Consider the following 16,837-nt stretch of genomic DNA (forward strand, 5'->3'; position numbering starts at 1 on the left):
CCGTCAGCCAGCCGCTGATCTCTGCGCGATGCCCGGCCCCGCTGCCTGCGGCGTCGGACTCAGGCCGCCTGCTGCCTCCCGGCCACCGCCGCCGAAGCCGCCAGCATCGCCCGCAGCAGCACGGCGCAGCCCGCCGCCAGGTCGTCCGGTGCGGCGTTCTCGATTTCGTTGTGGCTGATGCCGCCCTCGCACGGCACGAAGATCATGCCGGCCGGGCCCAGTTCGGCGAGGAAGATCGCGTCGTGGCCGGCGCCGCTGACGATGTCCATGTACGACAGGCCCAGCCCTTTGGCCGCGCTGCGTACGGCGTCGACGCAGCCCTTTTCGAAGTACAGCGGCGGGAAGTCGGCGGTCGGAGTCAACTCATAGGTCAGGCCGTGTTCCTCGCACGTGGTGTCGATGACCTGCTTCACTTCGGCGATCATCGAGTCCAGGCGCGCCGGTTCCAGGTGCCGGAAGTCCAGGGTCATGCGCACCTCGCCGGGGATCACGTTGCGCGAACCCGGATAGGCCTGCAGGCAGCCGACCGTGCCGCAGGCGTGGGGCTGGTGGCCGAGGGCGGCACGGTTGACCGCGCCGACGATCACCGAGGCGCCGACCAGGGCGTCCTTGCGCAGGTGCATCGGGGTCGGCCCGGCGTGGGCCTCGACGCCGCGCAGCTTGAGGTCGAACCACTTCTGCCCCAGTGCGCCGAGCACCACGCCGATGGTCTTGCGTTCGTCCTCAAGGATCGGCCCCTGCTCGATGTGCGCCTCGAAATAGGCGCCGACCTTGTGGCCGCTGACCTTGCGCGGCCCGGCATAGCCGATGGCGTTGAGCGCCTCGCCGACCGTGATGCCGTCGGCGTCGACCTTGGCCAGGGTTTCGGCCAGGGTGAATTTTTCCGCGAACACCCCGGAGCCCATCATGCACGGGGCGAAGCGCGAGCCTTCTTCGTTGGTCCACACCACCACTTCCAGCGGCGCTTCGGTCTCCACGCCGAGGTCGTTTAGGGTGCGCAGCACCTCGACGCCGGCCAGCACGCCGAAGCAGCCGTCGAACTTGCCGCCGGTGGGCTGGGTGTCGATGTGGCTGCCGGTCATCACTGGCGGCAGGTCCGGGTTACGGCCCGGGCGCCGGGCGAAGATGTTGCCGACCTCGTCGATGCTGACGCTGCAGCCGGCGTCCCGGCACCATTGCACGAACAGGTCGCGGGCCTGGCGGTCGAGGTCGGTCAGGGCCAAGCGACAGACACCGCCCTTGACCGTGGCGCCGAGCTTGGCCAGTTCCATGAGCGACTGCCACAGACGGTCGCGGTTGATGTGCTGAAGGGTCGATTGCAGGACGTCGACGGCTGCGTTCATGGGGATCTCCTCAGGCAGTTCTTATGGATGTTTCTGCGGTGTCTGTCGGGCCGCCATCGCCAGCAGGCTGGCTCCCACAGGGAATGAAGTCGCACACCGATGCTGTGTCCGACCCAAACCCTGTGGGAGCGGGCTTGCCCGCGAAGGGGCCGGCCGCTACACCGCCGTTTTCACGGCCGCAGGCTGCGTGCGCAACACGCACAGCCCGTAATAGATCAACCCGCCCAACGCCGAGCCGGTGAACCAGCCATAGCTGTAGAACCAGTTGAAGGCATCGCTGCCCAGCGACAGCAGGGTCAGCGCCACCGGCACGCCGAAGGCGATGAACCCCGCCGCGTTCCAGGCCGGGTACACGTCGTCGCGGTACAGGCCGGCCAGGTCCAGGCGCTGTTTCTTGATCAGGAAATAGTCCACCACCATGATCCCGGCGATGGGCCCCAGCAGGCTGGAGTAGCCCAGCAGCCAGTTCGAGTACACGGTCTCCAGGCTGACGTCGGACACGATCAGGCCGAGCTTCTTGAGCAGTTCATGGCCCATCAGCAGCAGCCCCACCAGACCGGTCAGCAGCACCGCCTTGGTACGGTCGATGATCCGCGGGGCGATGTTCTGGAAGTCGTTGGTGGGCGAAACGATGTTGGCGGCAGTGTTGGTCGACAGCGTGGCGATGATGATCAGCGCCATGGCCACCGCGACCCACGCGGGGCTCTGGATGTGGCCGATCAGGCTGACCGGGTCGGACACGGTCACCCCCACCAGCTTCACTGACGCGGCGGTCATCACCACGCCCAGCGCGGCGAACAGGAACATGGTCAGCGGCAGGCCGAAGATCTGCCCCAGGATCTGGTCCTTCTGGCTTCTGGCGTAGCGGCTGAAATCGGGGATGTTCAGCGACAGCGTGGCCCAGAAGCCGACCATCGCCGTCAGGCCTGCCGCGAAGTAACCGACCACGCTGGCGCCCTCGGGGCGTTTCGGCGGGATGGCCAGCAATTCCGTCATCGACACGTTGGGCATCGCCCACACCAACAGCCCCAGCCCCACCGCCACCAGCAGCGGCGCGGACAGGGTCTCCAGCCACTTGATCGATTCGGCGCCGCGGATCACCACCCACAGGTTGAGCGCCCAGAACACCATGAAACCGATCACCTCCCCCGTACCGCCGAGGGACTTCCAGCCCTCGAAGACCGAGCCGAGAAACAAGTGGATCGCCAACCCGCCGAACATCGTCTGGATGCCGAACCAGCCGCACGCCACCAGCGCCCGGATCAGGCACGGTACGTTGGAGCCGAGGATCCCGAACGACGACCGCAGCAGCACCGGGAACGGAATGCCGTACTTGGTGCCGGCGAAGGCGTTGAGGGTCAGGGGAATGAGCACGATGACGTTGGCCAACAGGATCGCCAGCAGCGCCTCGCCGACCGTCAGCCCGAAATAGGCGGTCAGTACGCCGCCCAGGGTGTAGGTCGGCACGCAGATCGACATGCCGATCCACAGCGCGGTGATGTGCCACTTGTTCCAGGTGCGTTCACGCACCCGGGTGGGCGCCATGTCGTGGTTGTAACGGGGACTGTCGAGGACGTCGCTGCCGGCGTCGAGTTCGAACAAGCCGTCGCGCTCGGTCACTTGCGATCTGTTCTGTTGCATGGCCGCTCCACTGTTCTTCTGATTATTTTTTTGCTCATCAGGCGGCTGCGCACGAAGGTGCGGGCCGGACGATGGCCGGAGGAATCGACAACGTTCACGCACCGGCCAAGGCGTCAGCGACGGCATCAAATTGCGTGCCGGGTTCTGCGCAGGACGCTCGGGCGGTGCCTTTGCAACGGGTCAAGCCACTGATATCCATCAGTTTAATTTTATGTTCGCAACGTCCCTGGAAAGTTGTCCGGGCACTCAGGCCGAATGCCGGGCAAGTTGTCCGAACTGTCAGGACTCAACTTGGTGCATCACATTTATTTTCGTTATGGCGCATCGCTTTCCGCCCGGTTTCAAGCGGCTGATTTCACATAGGAAATCTTGACCATATTTGCATCCTGTCAAGTGCGTCAAAATGGTGAAGGGCCTCACCATTTTGGGGATTTTTGCTATTTATTCTTTTAAATCAATAAGTTATTAACCGAATAAGCTTATGAAAAATAATCTTGCCCAATCTCATATCTGCGACTAGCGTCTATTCCTGACAGACCTGACAAGATTCAACCGATTGCGCTTACCAACGATAAAAACATCTAGAACCGGCACAAGCCGGTCATGCCTGCGAGGAATCCGGAATGTCTCTGTTGATCCGTGGCGCCACCGTTGTCACCCATGATGAAAGTTACCGCGCCGATGTGTATTGCGCCGACGGCGTGATCAAGGCCATCGGTGAACACCTCGATGTTCCGGCCGGCGCCGAAGTGCTCGACGGCAGCGGGCAATACCTGATGCCCGGCGGCATCGATCCGCACACCCACATGCAACTGCCCTTCATGGGCACCGTGGCCAGCGAGGACTTCTACAGCGGCACGGCGGCGGGGCTGGCCGGCGGCACCACGTCGATCATCGACTTCGTGATCCCCAACCCACAGCAGTCGCTGCTCGAAGCCTTCCACCAGTGGCGTGGCTGGGCGCAAAAGTCCGCGTCCGACTACGGCTTCCACGTCGCGATCACCTGGTGGAGCGAGCAGGTGCGCGAAGAAATGGCCGAGTTGGTGCACCACCACGGGATCAACAGCTTCAAGCATTTCATGGCCTACAAGAACGCGATCATGGCCGCCGACGACACCCTCGTGGCGAGCTTCGAACGCTGCCTGGAACTCGGCGCCGTGCCCACCGTGCACGCGGAGAACGGTGAACTGGTCTATCACCTGCAACGCAAGCTGCTGGCCCAGGGCATCACCGGCCCCGAGGCGCATCCGCTGTCGCGCCCCTCCCAGGTCGAAGGCGAAGCCGCGAGCCGGGCCATCCGCATCGCCGAGACCCTCGGCACGCCGCTGTACCTGGTGCACGTCTCGACTAAGGAAGCGCTGGACGAAATCACCTACGCCCGCGGCAAGGGCCAGCCGGTCTACGGCGAAGTGCTGGCCGGGCACCTGCTGCTGGACGACAGCGTCTACCGTCACCCGGACTGGCAGACCGCCGCCGGCTACGTGATGAGCCCGCCGTTCCGCCCGCGCGGGCATCAGGAGGCGCTGTGGCACGGCCTGCAATCGGGCAACCTGCACACCACCGCCACCGACCACTGCTGCTTCTGCGCCGAGCAGAAAGCCGCCGGGCGCGACGATTTCAGCAAGATCCCCAACGGCACCGCCGGCATCGAAGACCGAATGGCGGTGCTGTGGGACGAAGGGGTGAACACCGGGCGCCTGTCGATGCAGGCCTTCGTCGCCCTCACCTCCACCCACACCGCCAAGATCTTCAACCTCTACCCGCGCAAGGGCGCGATCCGGGTCGGCGCCGATGCCGACCTGGTGCTGTGGGATCCCGAAGGCACCCGCACCATCTCCGCCAAGACCCACCATCAGCAGGTGGACTTCAACATCTTCGAAGGCAAGACCGTGCGCGGCGTGCCCAGCCACACCATCAGCCAGGGCCGGGTGGTCTGGGCCGACGGCGACCTGCGCGCCGAACGCGGGGCCGGGCGCTACATCGAGCGGCCGGCGTACCCGGCGGTGTTCGACCTGCTGAGCAAGCGGGCCGAGCAGCACAAGCCCACTGCCGTGAAACGCTGAAATCGGCCTTCGACCTATCGCTGGCAAGCCAGCTCCCACAGTGATTGCAGTCGCACACAACGATTGTGTTCACCCAAGAACCTGTGGGAGCTGGCTTGCCAGCGATGGGGCCCTTTCAAGCACCACAAAACCACTGCCCGACAGAGGCAGAGAACCTCAAATAACCGTGAGGCACACCACCGTGATCGAGTCCCTGAACCACCTCCCGCACCCGCACGAAAGCGCCGCCGCCCTGGCCGGCCATTTCACCGACCTGGCGCCGCCGCTCAACGACCGCCAGGCGCACCTGGAAGCCTCGCGTTGCCTGTACTGCTACGACGCCCCGTGCGTCAACGCATGCCCGAGCGAAATCGACATTCCCTCGTTCATCCGCAACATCCACCAGGACAACGTGCCCGGCGCCGCGCAGAAGATCCTGTCGGCCAACATCCTCGGCGGCAGTTGCGCGCGGGTGTGCCCGACCGAAATCCTCTGCCAGCAAGCCTGTGTGCGCAACAACGCCCACGAGTGCGCGCCGGTGCTGATCGGCCTGCTGCAGCGCTATGCCGTGGACAATGCGCACTTCACCGAACACCCGTTCCGGCGGGCGGCCAGCACCGGCAAGCGCATCGCCGTGGTCGGCGCCGGTCCGGCCGGGCTGTCCTGCGCCCACCGCAGCGCCATGCACGGCCATGACGTGGTGATTTTCGAGGCACGGGAAAAGGCTGGCGGACTCAACGAATACGGGATCGCCAAGTACAAGCTGGTGGACGACTACGCGCAGAAGGAACTGGAGTTCCTGCTGCAGATCGGCGGCATCGAAATCCGCCACGGCCAAAGGCTCGGCGACCACCTCACCCTCAGCGAACTGCACCAGCAGTTCGACGCGGTGTTCCTCGGCCTGGGCCTCAACGCCAGCAAGCAGTTGGGCCTGCCCCACGAAGACGCCCCCGGCCTGCTCGCCGCCACCGACTACATCCGCGAACTGCGCCAGGCCGACGACCTCACCCAACTGCCTCTGGCCGAGCGCTGCATCGTGCTGGGCGCCGGCAACACCGCCATCGACATGGCCGTGCAGATGGCCCGCCTCGGCGCCCGCGACGTCAACCTGGTGTACCGCCGTGGCGCGGCGGACATGGGCGCCACCGGCCACGAACAGGACATCGCCAAGGCCAACCAGGTGCGGCTGCTGACCTGGGCCCAACCGGAGGAAGTGCTGCTGGACGGCCAAGGCCACGTGCGCGGCATGCGCTTCGCCCGCACCCATCTGGTGGAGGGCCGTTTGCAGACCACCGGCGAAACCTTCGAACTGGCCGCCGACGCGATCTTCAAGGCCATCGGCCAGGCGTTCGACGGCGCCGCCCTCGCCGACCCGCTGGCCCGCGAACTCAAGCGCCAGGGCGAGCGGATCCAGGTGGACGAGCACCTGCAGACCAGCATTCCCGGCGTCTACGCCGGCGGCGACTGCACCAGCCTCGACCAGGACCTGACCGTGCAGGCGGTGCAGCACGGCAAACGGGCCGCCGAGGCCATCAACGCCCAACTGACGCTCAACGTGGAGGCTGCGTAAATGGCCGATCTCTCGATTGTCTTCGCCGGCATCAAAGCCCCCAACCCGTTCTGGCTCGCCTCCGCGCCGCCGACCGACAAGGCCTACAACGTGGTGCGCGCCTTCGAGGCCGGCTGGGGCGGCGTGGTCTGGAAAACCCTGGGCGAGGACCCGGCGGCGGTCAACGTGTCCTCGCGCTACTCGGCCCACTACGGGGCCAACCGCGAGGTGCTGGGCATCAACAACATCGAGCTGATCACCGACCGCTCGCTGGAAATCAACCTGCGGGAAATCACCCAGGTGAAGAAGGACTGGCCGGACCGGGCGCTGATCGTTTCGCTGATGGTGCCGTGCGTGGAGGAATCGTGGAAACGCATCCTGCCGCTGGTGGAGGCCACCGGCGCCGACGGCATCGAGCTCAACTTCGGCTGCCCCCACGGCATGCCCGAGCGCGGCATGGGCGCGGCGGTCGGCCAGGTGCCGGAGTACGTCGAGCAGGTGACGCGCTGGTGCAAGACCTACTGTTCGCTGCCGGTGATCGTCAAGCTGACGCCCAACATCACCGACATCCGCGTCGCCGCCCGCGCCGCGCACCGGGGCGGCGCCGATGCGGTGTCGCTGATCAACACCATCAACTCCATCACCAGCGTCGACCTGGAGCACATGGTCGCCCTGCCCACCGTCGGCAGCAAAAGCACCCACGGCGGCTACTGCGGCTCGGCGGTCAAACCGATCGCGCTGAACATGGTGGCGGAAATCGCCCGCGACCCGCAGACCCATGGCTTACCGATCTGCGGCATCGGCGGCATCGGCAGTTGGCGCGACGCGGCGGAGTTCATCGCCCTGGGCAGCGGCGCGGTGCAGGTGTGCACGGCGGCGATGCTGCACGGGTTCCGCATCGTCGAGGAGATGAAGGACGGGCTGTCACGCTGGATGGACAGTCAGGGCTACGCCAGCCTTGCGGATTTCTCCGGGCGGGCGGTGGGCAACACCACCGACTGGAAGTACCTGGACATCAACTACCAGGTGATCGCGAAGATCGACCAAGAGGCGTGCATCGGCTGCGGGCGCTGCCACATCGCCTGCGAGGACACCTCGCACCAGGCCATCGCCAGCCTGCGCCAGGCGGACGGCACGCACACCTATGAAGTGATCGATGAGGAATGCGTGGGCTGCAACCTGTGCCAGATCACCTGCCCGGTGCAGGACTGCATCGAGATGGTGCCGGTGGAGTCCGGCAAGCCGTTCCTGGACTGGAACCATGATCCGCGCAATCCCTACCATGTCAGCCCTTGAGGGCGGCGGCGCCTGAACCGGCGCCATCGCCAGCAGGCTGGCTCCCACATTCTTCCTGTGGGAGCCAGCCTGCTGGCGATGAGGCCCGCCCCGGCACCTCAAGACTCAAGGCTCAAGGCTCAGGGCTCAGGGCTCCAGCCCGATCCCCCGCAGGATCACCCCGGTCACCGTCTGCACCGCCCGCTCGAACTGCATGTCCGACAGCGGCTGGTGCTCGTTGAGTATGTTCACCTGATGATCGAAGTCGGCGTAGTGCTGGGTCGAGGCCCAGATCATGTACAGCAGGCTCGACGGTTCCACCGGGAGGATGCGCTTGTCCTCCACCCATTGGCGGATCTTGGCTTCCTTCATCTTCGCCCAGTCGTACAGGCTGGCGTCCAGCGCCTCGCCCAGGGTCGGCGCGCCGTGGATGATCTCGTTGGCCCACACCTTGGAGCCGTAGGGGCGGCTGCGCGAGTGGTTCATCTTGGCGCGGATGTAGCTGCTGAGCACCACGCGCGGGTCGTCGAACATCTCGAAGCACAGCGCGTCCTGCTTCCACACGTCCAGCAGATCCAGCAGCACCGCGCTGTACAGCTCGCCCTTGGTGCTGAAGTAGTAATGCAGGTTGGAGCGCGGCAGTTGCACTTCGGCGGCGATGTCGGCCATGGCCGTGCCGCCGAAGCCTTTTTCGGCGAACACCTTTTCCGCCGCCAACAGGATCTTCTCGACGTTACTGCGGCGGATTCCGATCTTGTGATTGCCCATGAGGGCTCCCTGTCGACAACGTTGTTGAAGACTAGCATCCGCTCTGGGCAGCGGGCGACAGCCAGGCACGATTCTTCACACACAGGCCGGCTCATCTGGTTTAGGATCGCCCCCCTTCTCCCCGTCATCCGCTGAAGGATCCTGCCCGTGAACATTCGCCAGCGCATCGCTGCGGACGACCCCGCCCTCGCCGCCCTGTGGGAACGCTCGGTGCGCGCCACCCACGCCTTCCTGCCCGAAGACGACATCCAGCGGCTGTTCCCGCTGGTGCGCGACACCTACCTGCCGGCCCTCGACGTGTGGGTGTTCGAGAACCCCGACCGCAGCCCGGCCGGCTTCATCGCGACCGATGCGGACACCGTGCAGATGCTGTTCATCGACCCGGCGCAGCGCGGCCAGGGCATCGGCCGCCGCCTGCTCGACCATGTCCGGCGCCCGCGGCTGAAGGTCGACGTCAACGAACAGAATCCCCAGGCCCACGGCTTCTACCGGCACTACGGTTTCGAAGACATCGGCCGCTCGGAGACCGACGGCGAAGGCCGACCGTTTCCGGTCATACACATGCGCCTGAAGGCCGACTGAGGCGCGCTCTATACTCAGCCCCGCGACTTCACTGAAAGGGAACTGCCCCATGCCGATGAAAACCCTGCTGACCGCCGGCGCCCTGCTGGCGTCGTTGACTGTTTCCCAGGCGTTCGCCCACGCCCACCTCAAATCCCAGGTGCCGGCCGCCGACAGCACCGTCGCCGCGCCGACGGAACTGCGCCTTAAGTTTTCCGAAGGCGTCGAGACCACGTTCACCAAGGTCACGATCACCCGCGACGGCGCGCCGGTGACGGTCAAGCCGCTGACCACCGAAGATGACAAGAAGACCTTGATCGTCACCCCCGAGGCGCCGCTGACCGCCGGCAAGTACAAGGTCGAATGGCACGCGGTGTCGGTCGACACGCACAAGAGCGAAGGCGCCTATCAGTTCAAGGTCGGCCAATAGTCCATGGCCGAAGCGTTGGTGCTGTGCCGGTTCCTGCATTTCACCGTGGTGCTGACGCTGTTCGGGGCCTGGCTGTTCCGGCCGCTGCTGCTCAAGGCTGATGCGACAGACGCGGACCTTCGCTCCAGCCGCTGGTTGGCGGCCGTGGCCCTGGTCAGCGGCGTCGTCTGGGCGTTGCTGGTCACCGCAAGCATGGCCGGTTCGCTGGCGGCGGCGTTCGATCCGCAGACGTTGGCGCTGGTGTCGCAGCAGACGTTCTTCGGCCAGGTCTGGCGCTGGCACCTGTTGCTCAACGCCCTGCTGCTGATGCTGCTGTTCACGCCCTGGCGCACGCGCCGGCCGTTGCGCCAGGGCCTCGCCGCCCTGCTGCTGGCGACGCTGGCGCCGGTCGGCCACGGCGCCATGTTCGACGGCTGGCACGGGCAACTGCTGATCCTCAACCAGATCGTCCACCTGACCTGCGTCGGCGCCTGGCTCGGCGGGTTGCGGGTGCTGGTGATGGTCCTGCGCCGGCCGCAAATCGCCATCGCGCCGGTGCTGCGTAGCTTCAGCGGCATCGGCTACGGGTTGGTGGCGGGGTTGCTGGTCACCGGCCTGATCAACGTGCGGGCGCTGACCGGCCAGTGGTGGCCGACGCCGCTGTTCACGGGCTTCGCCCTGATCCTGCTGATCAAGGCGCTGCTGGTGCTCGGCATGCTCGGGCTGGCGCTGTTCAACCGCCTGCGGATCAAGGACTGCGAACGGCGCGCCGCTGCCCTCAGGCGCAGCGTGACGCTGGAATGGCTGCTGGGGATCGGCGCAGTGGCGGCGGTGTCGCTGCTCGGCACCCTGCCGCCGATGATCGCCGCCTGAAGCCTCAGCGGGCGCTCACCTCTGTTGCGAATGCCACAAAACCTGTGGGAGCGAGCTTGCTCGCGATAGCGGTGGGCCTGCCGGCATTAATGCAACTGACAGACCGCAATCGCGAGCAGTCTCGCTCCTACAGGGGCAGTGGCCCGCAGGACTTGCCGGGAATCAGTGCGGCTGGGTGTCCCCCGCCGCCGTGTCGATGCTCACCACCACCGACATCCCCGGCCGCAACCGCTCGCTCTCCTGCTGGTCGGGGTCGATGGTGATGCGCACCGGCACCCGCTGGGCGATCTTCACGAAATTGCCGGTGGCGTTGTCGGCCTGCAACAGGGCGAATTCGGAACCGGTGCCCGGCGACACATGCTGCACCCGGCCGGTGAATCTGCGGTGGTTCAGCGCATCGACCGTGAAGGTCGCCGGCTGGCCGACCCGCACGTTGTCCATCTGGGTTTCCTTGAGGTTGGCGATCACCCACTTCTGGTTCGGCACCAGCGCCATCAGTTGCGCGCCGGAGTTGACGTAGGCGCCGAGGCGCACGCCGATCTGCCCCAACTGGCCGTCACGGGGGGCGATGATGCGGGTGTTGGACAAATCGATCCGCGCCAGTTGCACCGCCGCCTCGGCGCTGGCCACCGCCGCTTCCAGGGAGCCGCGGTTGACGATCACCGTCTGCAGGTCCTGCCGGGCGATCTCAAGGTTCGCCTTGGCCTGGGCCACCGACGCGGTGGTCTGGGCACTGGCGGCAAGGGTCACGTCCAGCTCGCGCCGGGACACCGAACCGTCGCTCACCAGCGCCTTGTTGCGCGCCAGGTCCGCCCCGCTCTTGCGCGCCTGGGCCTCGCTGTCGGCCAGCGCCGCCTGACGCAGCTTGATGGTCGCCTCGGCGCTGTTGCGCTGCTGCACCACGTTGGCCAGCGCGGCCTTCTGCACCGCCAGCTGCGCCAGCGACTGGTCCAGCCGCTGCTTGTAGATGCGGTCGTCCAGGCGCACCAGCAGGTCGCCTTCCTTGACAAACTGGAAGTCCTGCACCGGCACTTCGTACACGTAGCCGCTGAGCTGCGGGCCGATGATCGTCACTTGCCCGCGCACCAAAGCGTTCTCGGTGGTTTCGACGGCGCTGCTGAACGGCGGCAGCTGCCAGGCGTACAGCACGATCAGCACGCCGACCAGGGCGATGGCGGCGAACCCCAGCGACGAGATGATCCGCACCCGCAGGGAACGCGGTTCGGTGTTGGGCGACGACGGCGGCGCCACACCCTCGGGCGTGGCGGCAATGGCGTTGGTGGTGACGGTCGGTTCGGTCATGAAGAAGAGGCACCGCTGGAGGGGACGGAAGGCTTGGGAGAAACCGTGCGGGTGGTGCTGACCAGCCACAGCGCGCGGACGGAAATCCAGATCAGGGTCAGCACCGCGATCACGGCGATCAGCATGAACACATCGTTGTAGGCCAGGATGTTGGCTTCGCGGGTGGCGGCGTTGGCCAGGCTGCGGATGCCTTGCAGGTTGCGCAGGCCCGGATCGGCGATCAGCGAGCCCACCGCCGAGCCGCCGCCCTGCACGCGGGCGGCCACCTGGGGATCGGCCAGCACCAGTTGGTCGACGATGTGGCTGGAGTGGAACTTCTCGCGCGCGATCTGGAACGTGCCCAGCAACGCCGCGCCGATCAGGCCGCCGAGGTTGTTGCAGATCCCGAACAGCACCGAGAAGCTCACCAGGTTGCGCGGATTGGTCAGCACGTTGCGGGTGCCGAGCACCATGGTCGGCCCGAGGAAGAAGGTGCTGCCGAACGCCAGCAGGAACTGGCTGAAGTAGAGGTTCTGCGGGCGCGTCAGGTTGTTCGAGTAGCTGTCCATCACCGACCCGGTGGCCATCAGCGCCAGGGAGATGATCAACGGCAGGAGCAAGTGCGCAGGATTGATGGTCAGCGCGCTGGTGAGCAGCCCGGCGATGCTGCCGATCAGCATCACCACGTACAGGCTGTGCAACTGCTGGCTGCCCATGTTCAGGTTCTGCATGAACCCCACGGCGCCGGTGGACTGCTCCGAAGTGACCATGCGGATCAGGATCACCGCCAGGGCCAGGCGGATCATCACTCCGCTGCCGAGCCAGCGGGTCATCAGCATCGGGTTGCTGCGGTTGTGCTCGATGGCCAGGCCCGCCAGGATCAGCACGATGGCCGCCGCCAGGGCGATGCCGATCCAGCGCGCCTCCAGCCACCAGTCGATCCGCCCCAGCGACAGCACCGCGCAGAGCAGCGCCACGCCGCTGGCGAGGATGGCGAAGGTGAGGAAGTCCAGCGGTTCGAAGGTGCGGAAGCGGTCGCCCGGCGGCAGTTTCAGCATCAGCACGCAGCCCAGCGACAGCAGCGCCATGCCCATTTCGAACAGGTACAGGCCGCGCCATTCGGCGATCTGCAAGAGGTCTTCGGAGAACAGCCGCGCCAACGGCAAGGCCAGCTGCGACGCGCCCAGCCCCAGCACCAGCGCCTTCATCCGCCATTTGGCCGGGAACGCCTGCACCATGTAATACAGGCCCAGGGAACTGAGCGCCGCGCCGACCATGCCGTGGGCGGCGCGCACCGCAATCGCCGAACTCAGGTCGTTGACGAACAGGTGGCCGAAGGTCACCAGCGCGTACAGCACCAGGAACACCTCGGTGAACGCCCGCAGGCCGAACTGCTGGCGGAACTTCACCAGCAACAGGTTCATCGACACGTTGGTCATCACATACGCCGCCGGCAGCCAGGCCATCTCCGCCGTGGTCGCGCCGAGCGCGCCTTGCAGGTAAGGCAGGTTGGCGACCACCAGCGAATTGCCCAGCCCGCCGGTCAACGCCACCAGCAACCCCACCAGCGCATAGGCCAGGCGCTTGGGGTTGGAATGCAGCGGCGTCGAGGGGGAACCCGGCAGGCTGGGCTTCTCGTGGGGCTGCCAGTTGCGCGGGGCGTAGTGATCCATTGAAAGGCCTTGTGCCGGAAAGTTGAACAAGTGTGACGCAAAACCACGGCCAAACCCATATCCGCTGTGGAATCGGAACTGCTCGCAATAGCGTGGAGTCAGCCCTGTCGACGGTGACTGAAACGGCCTCATCGCGGGCAAGCCCGCTCCCACATTGACCGTGCCGTGCACAAGACCTGTGGGAGCGGGCTTGCCCGCGATGACGTCGGCCCAGGCACCGCAGGGCTTGAGGCAGACCACTGCCCCGCCCGATTCGTAAAAATTGTTTAAAGGTCATCTCGCCCGCAGCGGATGTTTCCCGCCGCCCGCCGATGCCAACCTTGCCGCACTTCTCAACTGCAAGGTGTTCGCTATGACCACGTCCAACCGTCGACGCTCCCTGCGTCCGTTAAAAAGCCTTCTGGCCGCCGCCCTGTTGCTGCCCGCCCTCGCCTTCGCCCAGGAACGCCCCTGGCCGGACGGCTCGCAGCTGGTGATTTCGGTGTCGATGCAATTCGAGACCGGCGGCCAGCCGGAAGGCGCCGAAAGCCCGTTCTCCGGCAGCCCGCTGCCCAAGGGCTACCCCGACCTGCCGGCGCAGACCTGGTTCGACTACGGCTACAAGGAAGGCCTGTGGCGGATGCTCGACCTGTGGGACCGTACCGGCATCAAGGTCACCTCCCATGTGGTCGGCGAAGCGGCGCTCAAGCACCCGGAACTGGCCAAGGCCATCGCCGAACGCGGCCACGAAGTGGCGGCCCATGGCATGCGCTGGGCCGATTCGTACAACATGAACTACGCCCAGGAAAAGCAGTTCATCGGCGACGGCGTGGCCGCCGTGGAGAAAATCACCGGCCAGCGCTCGGTGGGCTACAACGCCAACTGGCTGCGGCGCAGCCCCAACACGCTGAAGGTGCTGCAGGACCTGAAGTTCACCTACCACATCGACGACGTCAGCCGCGACGAACCGTTCGTGACCCTGGTGCGCGGCCGCAAGTTCGCCGTGGTGCCGTACACCCTGCGCAACAACGACATCGTGCTGGTCGAGGGCCGGCACTTCTCCGCCGAGCAGTTCTACCAGCAGCTGGTGCTGGAGTTCGACCGCCTGTATGCCGAGGGCGCCGAGAAACGGCGGATGATGTCGGTCAGCCTGCACGACCGCATCGGCGGCACCCCAGCGATGGTCGAGGCCATGGAGCGCTTCATCCGTTACGCCCAGTCCCATCCGAAGGTGAGCTTCATGCGCAAGGACCGGATCGCGCAAATCGTGCTGACCGAGAAGGATCCGCTGATCGACGACAGCGAAGCGGCCTATAACCACTGAGGCTTGCGGCGAGGACGCTTCCTCGCCGTCATCGCAAATTCAGGCCCGCAGCATCATGTAGGCCGCCACCACCAGGCACACCCCGGCGAACCCCACCTGCAAGGCCCGCGCCGGCACCAGGTAGCAGAGTTTGCGACCGATGATCATGCCGACGATGCTGGCGACGATGAACGCTGCGCCCACGTGATCGATCCGCACCCCGGCGTGGAACGCACCGGCCACGCCGATGGCGGAGATCAGGCTGATCACCATCAGCGACGTGGCGACGATGCCGCGCATCTGCACATCGGTCAGTTGCTTGAACGCCGGCACGATCAGAAAGCCGCCGCCGACGCCGAGCAGTCCCGACACCACGCCGGTCACCGCCCCCAGCGCCGCGAGGGTCGCGGTGCATTTGGCGGTCCAGGCCAGGCGTCCGGTCTGCTGGTTGAGCATGCAGTTCTTCTGCCCCCAACTGGCATGGCCGTGGTCGCTCGGCCCCTCTTCCTTGCGTTCGCGGCGCAGCATGCGCCCGGCCACCATCACCATCAGCAGGCTGAAGAGGATCATCAAGATCTTCTCCGGCAACTGATGGGCGAAGTAGATGCCCAGCGGCGAAAACACCGCCCCCAGCGCCGCGATCAACAACGCCGCACGGTAGCGCACCAGCCCGTGGCGCAAGCCGTCGATGGCGCCGACCGCCGCCGCGCTGCCCACCGCGAACAGCGCCACCGGCGCCGCTTGCGTCATGCTCCAGCCCAACCCCAGCACCAGCGCCGGCACGGCGAGAATCCCGCCGCCCGCGCCGGTCAGGCCGAGGATCAGCCCCATCACCACACCAAACAGACTTGCCAGCAACATAAGCGGATCTCAGTCGACTCTGGACAGGCCGGTCAGCCACTCGCGGCCCTTGAGCATGCCGTTCCAGTAGAACCACGGCAGCAACGTCGCCTTCAGCCACCACGCCGAACGGCGCGGCACGGTCGGGTCGAGGGCGAAGGTCGGCAGCAGTTTGCCGCCGTAGCCGAACTCGGCGAGGATCACCTTGCCCTTCTCCACCGTCAGCGGACACGACCCGTAGCCGTCGTACTTGAGCGGCAGCGGCTGGCCCTTGCGCAGGGCCAGCAGGTTCTGCGCGACCACCACGACCTGCTTGCGCACCGCCGCGGCGGTCTTGGCGTTGGCGGTGCCGCAGATGTCGCCCAGGCCGAACACCTCGGGGTAGCGCGGATGCTGCAGCGTGTGCGGATTGACCTCGCACCAACCGGCCGCATCGGCCAAGGGGCTCTGCGCGATGAAGTCCGGGGCGACCTGCGGCGGCACGGCGTGCAGCAGGTCGAAGGCCTTCGCCTCGCGGGTGACGTTGCCGTCGGCGTCCTTGACCTCGAACCACGCGGTCTTCGCCGGGCCGTCCACCTTCACCAGGTTCGAATTGAACGCCAGCCGGGCGTTGTACTTCTCGATGTACTTCATCAGCGGCGGCACGAAGGTCGGCACGCCGAACAGCGCAGGTCCGGCCAGGTTGAACTCCACGTCGATGCCGTTCAGCACCGAAGACTGGAGCCAGTGATCGCAGGACAGGTACAGCGCCTTCTGCGGCGCGCCGGCGCATTTGATCGGCATCGCCGGCTGGGTGAACAACGCCTTGCCGCCGCGCAGGTTCTGCACCAGTTCCCAAGTGTAGGCCGCGTGCTGGTAACTGTAGTTGGAGGTGACGCCGTGCCGGCCGAGGCTTTCCTGCAGGCCTTCGATCTTCTCCCAGGCCAGGCGCAGGCCGGGGCAGACGATCAGGTTGCGGTAGCTGACGGTGCGGTCGTCGTTGAGGGTGAGCTGGCGCTTGTCCGGGTCGACGCAGGTCACCAGGGCCTGCACCCAGGTCGCCTGGCGCGGCAGCACCGACGTCATCGGCCGCGCGGTGTCCTTCACGTCGTAGGCGCCGCCGCCGACCAGCGTCCACGCCGGTTGGTAGTAATGGTGGGTGCTCGGTTCGATCACGGTGACTTTCAGGGTCGGGTCACGCTTGAGCAGGCTGGCGACGAAACCGATGCCGGCCGTACCGCCGCCGATGACCACGATGTCCGCACTGATGGAGGGGCCCCAGTGTTGGTCGTTCATTGCTTGTTCCTTTTGCTGCACGCAA

At 66.1% G+C, this 16,837-nt stretch carries 14 protein-coding genes; 7 read left to right on the forward strand and 7 right to left on the reverse strand.

What is annotated here, in order from left to right; all coding sequences use genetic code 11:
- Nucleotides 1-59 precede the first annotated feature (59 nt).
- Nucleotides 60-1,343: a Zn-dependent hydrolase gene (locus CAG33_RS18305; protein ID WP_085632599.1), complete on the reverse strand. Its 1,284-nt coding sequence runs from the start codon at nucleotides 1,341-1,343 to the stop codon at nucleotides 60-62.
- Between the two features lie 156 nt (nucleotides 1,344-1,499).
- Nucleotides 1,500-2,984, reverse strand: coding sequence for an NCS1 family nucleobase:cation symporter-1 (locus CAG33_RS18310; protein WP_085639905.1), 1,485 nt, complete (start codon nucleotides 2,982-2,984; stop codon nucleotides 1,500-1,502).
- A gap of 623 nt (nucleotides 2,985-3,607) precedes the next feature.
- Here CAG33_RS18310 and hydA point away from each other — a divergent pair.
- The 3 genes from hydA (at nucleotide 3,608) to preA (ending at nucleotide 7,871) form a co-directional block, all read left to right on the forward strand.
- Nucleotides 3,608-5,047 (forward strand): dihydropyrimidinase, encoded by a 1,440-nt coding sequence (gene hydA, locus CAG33_RS18315; RefSeq protein ID WP_085583433.1) that lies wholly within the window; start codon nucleotides 3,608-3,610, stop codon nucleotides 5,045-5,047.
- Between the two features lie 181 nt (nucleotides 5,048-5,228).
- Nucleotides 5,229-6,596, forward strand: a complete 1,368-nt coding sequence (locus tag CAG33_RS18320; RefSeq protein ID WP_085639908.1) for an NAD(P)-dependent oxidoreductase — start codon at nucleotides 5,229-5,231, stop codon at nucleotides 6,594-6,596.
- Nucleotides 6,597-7,871, forward strand: coding sequence for an NAD-dependent dihydropyrimidine dehydrogenase subunit PreA (gene preA, locus CAG33_RS18325; protein WP_085583429.1), 1,275 nt, complete (start codon nucleotides 6,597-6,599; stop codon nucleotides 7,869-7,871).
- A gap of 126 nt (nucleotides 7,872-7,997) precedes the next feature.
- On the opposite strand, the gene CAG33_RS18330 is transcribed toward preA, so the two are convergent.
- A complete protein-coding gene (locus tag CAG33_RS18330; protein ID WP_085583427.1) occupies nucleotides 7,998-8,618 on the reverse strand; it encodes a TetR/AcrR family transcriptional regulator in 621 nt (206 codons plus the stop codon).
- 147 nt (nucleotides 8,619-8,765) lie between these two features.
- Here CAG33_RS18330 and CAG33_RS18335 point away from each other — a divergent pair, with 147 nt between their 5' ends.
- From CAG33_RS18335 to copD, 3 genes are read left to right on the forward strand one after another with little or no spacing between them, the layout of a single operon-like run.
- Nucleotides 8,766-9,200 carry a GNAT family N-acetyltransferase gene (locus CAG33_RS18335; RefSeq protein WP_085583425.1) on the forward strand — a complete coding sequence of 145 codons (435 nt, stop codon included), beginning with the start codon at nucleotides 8,766-8,768 and terminating at the stop codon, nucleotides 9,198-9,200.
- Nucleotides 9,201-9,249: 49 nt separating this feature from the next.
- A complete protein-coding gene (copC, locus tag CAG33_RS18340) occupies nucleotides 9,250-9,609 on the forward strand; it encodes a copper homeostasis periplasmic binding protein CopC (RefSeq protein ID WP_085639911.1) in 360 nt (119 codons plus the stop codon).
- A gap of 3 nt (nucleotides 9,610-9,612) precedes the next feature.
- Entirely contained in the window at nucleotides 9,613-10,461 is an 849-nt protein-coding gene (gene copD, locus CAG33_RS18345; protein WP_085639914.1) for a copper homeostasis membrane protein CopD, read from the forward strand.
- A gap of 162 nt (nucleotides 10,462-10,623) precedes the next feature.
- On the opposite strand, the gene CAG33_RS18350 is transcribed toward copD, so the two are convergent.
- Complete coding sequence (locus CAG33_RS18350; protein WP_085583419.1) at nucleotides 10,624-11,763, reverse strand: HlyD family secretion protein; 1,140 nt, start codon at nucleotides 11,761-11,763, stop codon at nucleotides 10,624-10,626.
- A complete protein-coding gene (locus CAG33_RS18355) occupies nucleotides 11,760-13,415 on the reverse strand; it encodes an MFS transporter (RefSeq protein ID WP_085583417.1) in 1,656 nt (551 codons plus the stop codon). The genes CAG33_RS18350 and CAG33_RS18355 overlap by 4 nt, the downstream gene beginning before the upstream one ends.
- A 352-nt stretch (nucleotides 13,416-13,767) precedes the next feature.
- On the opposite strand from CAG33_RS18355, the gene CAG33_RS18360 reads away from it, so the two are divergent.
- Entirely contained in the window at nucleotides 13,768-14,718 is a 951-nt protein-coding gene (locus tag CAG33_RS18360; RefSeq protein ID WP_085639917.1) for a polysaccharide deacetylase family protein, read from the forward strand.
- Nucleotides 14,719-14,757: 39 nt separating this feature from the next.
- On the opposite strand, the gene CAG33_RS18365 is transcribed toward CAG33_RS18360, so the two are convergent.
- Entirely contained in the window at nucleotides 14,758-15,558 is an 801-nt protein-coding gene (locus CAG33_RS18365) for a sulfite exporter TauE/SafE family protein (RefSeq protein WP_085583413.1), read from the reverse strand.
- A 9-nt stretch (nucleotides 15,559-15,567) separates the two neighbouring features.
- Nucleotides 15,568-16,812, reverse strand: a complete 1,245-nt coding sequence (locus CAG33_RS18370; RefSeq protein WP_085583411.1) for an FAD/NAD(P)-binding oxidoreductase — start codon at nucleotides 16,810-16,812, stop codon at nucleotides 15,568-15,570.
- Between the last annotated feature and the right edge of the window lie 25 nt (nucleotides 16,813-16,837).

It is taken from the genome of Pseudomonas sp. B3(2017), from assembly GCF_002113595.1.
GTDB lineage: Bacteria > Pseudomonadota > Gammaproteobacteria > Pseudomonadales > Pseudomonadaceae > Aquipseudomonas > Aquipseudomonas ekonensis.

Coding starts and splice junctions, on each gene's coding strand:
- CAG33_RS18355 (WP_085583417.1), bottom strand. CDS start 13,415: ATGGATCACTACGCCCCGCGCAACTGGCAGCCCCACGAGAAGCCCAGC.
- CAG33_RS18305 (WP_085632599.1), bottom strand. CDS start 1,343: ATGAACGCAGCCGTCGACGTCCTGCAATCGACCCTTCAGCACATCAAC.
- CAG33_RS18330 (WP_085583427.1), bottom strand. CDS start 8,618: ATGGGCAATCACAAGATCGGAATCCGCCGCAGTAACGTCGAGAAGATC.
- preA (WP_085583429.1), top strand. CDS start 6,597: ATGGCCGATCTCTCGATTGTCTTCGCCGGCATCAAAGCCCCCAACCCG.
- CAG33_RS18370 (WP_085583411.1), bottom strand. CDS start 16,812: ATGAACGACCAACACTGGGGCCCCTCCATCAGTGCGGACATCGTGGTC.
- CAG33_RS18310 (WP_085639905.1), bottom strand. CDS start 2,984: ATGCAACAGAACAGATCGCAAGTGACCGAGCGCGACGGCTTGTTCGAA.
- copD (WP_085639914.1), top strand. CDS start 9,613: ATGGCCGAAGCGTTGGTGCTGTGCCGGTTCCTGCATTTCACCGTGGTG.
- CAG33_RS18365 (WP_085583413.1), bottom strand. CDS start 15,558: ATGTTGCTGGCAAGTCTGTTTGGTGTGGTGATGGGGCTGATCCTCGGC.
- CAG33_RS18350 (WP_085583419.1), bottom strand. CDS start 11,763: ATGACCGAACCGACCGTCACCACCAACGCCATTGCCGCCACGCCCGAG.
- hydA (WP_085583433.1), top strand. CDS start 3,608: ATGTCTCTGTTGATCCGTGGCGCCACCGTTGTCACCCATGATGAAAGT.
- CAG33_RS18360 (WP_085639917.1), top strand. CDS start 13,768: ATGACCACGTCCAACCGTCGACGCTCCCTGCGTCCGTTAAAAAGCCTT.
- copC (WP_085639911.1), top strand. CDS start 9,250: ATGCCGATGAAAACCCTGCTGACCGCCGGCGCCCTGCTGGCGTCGTTG.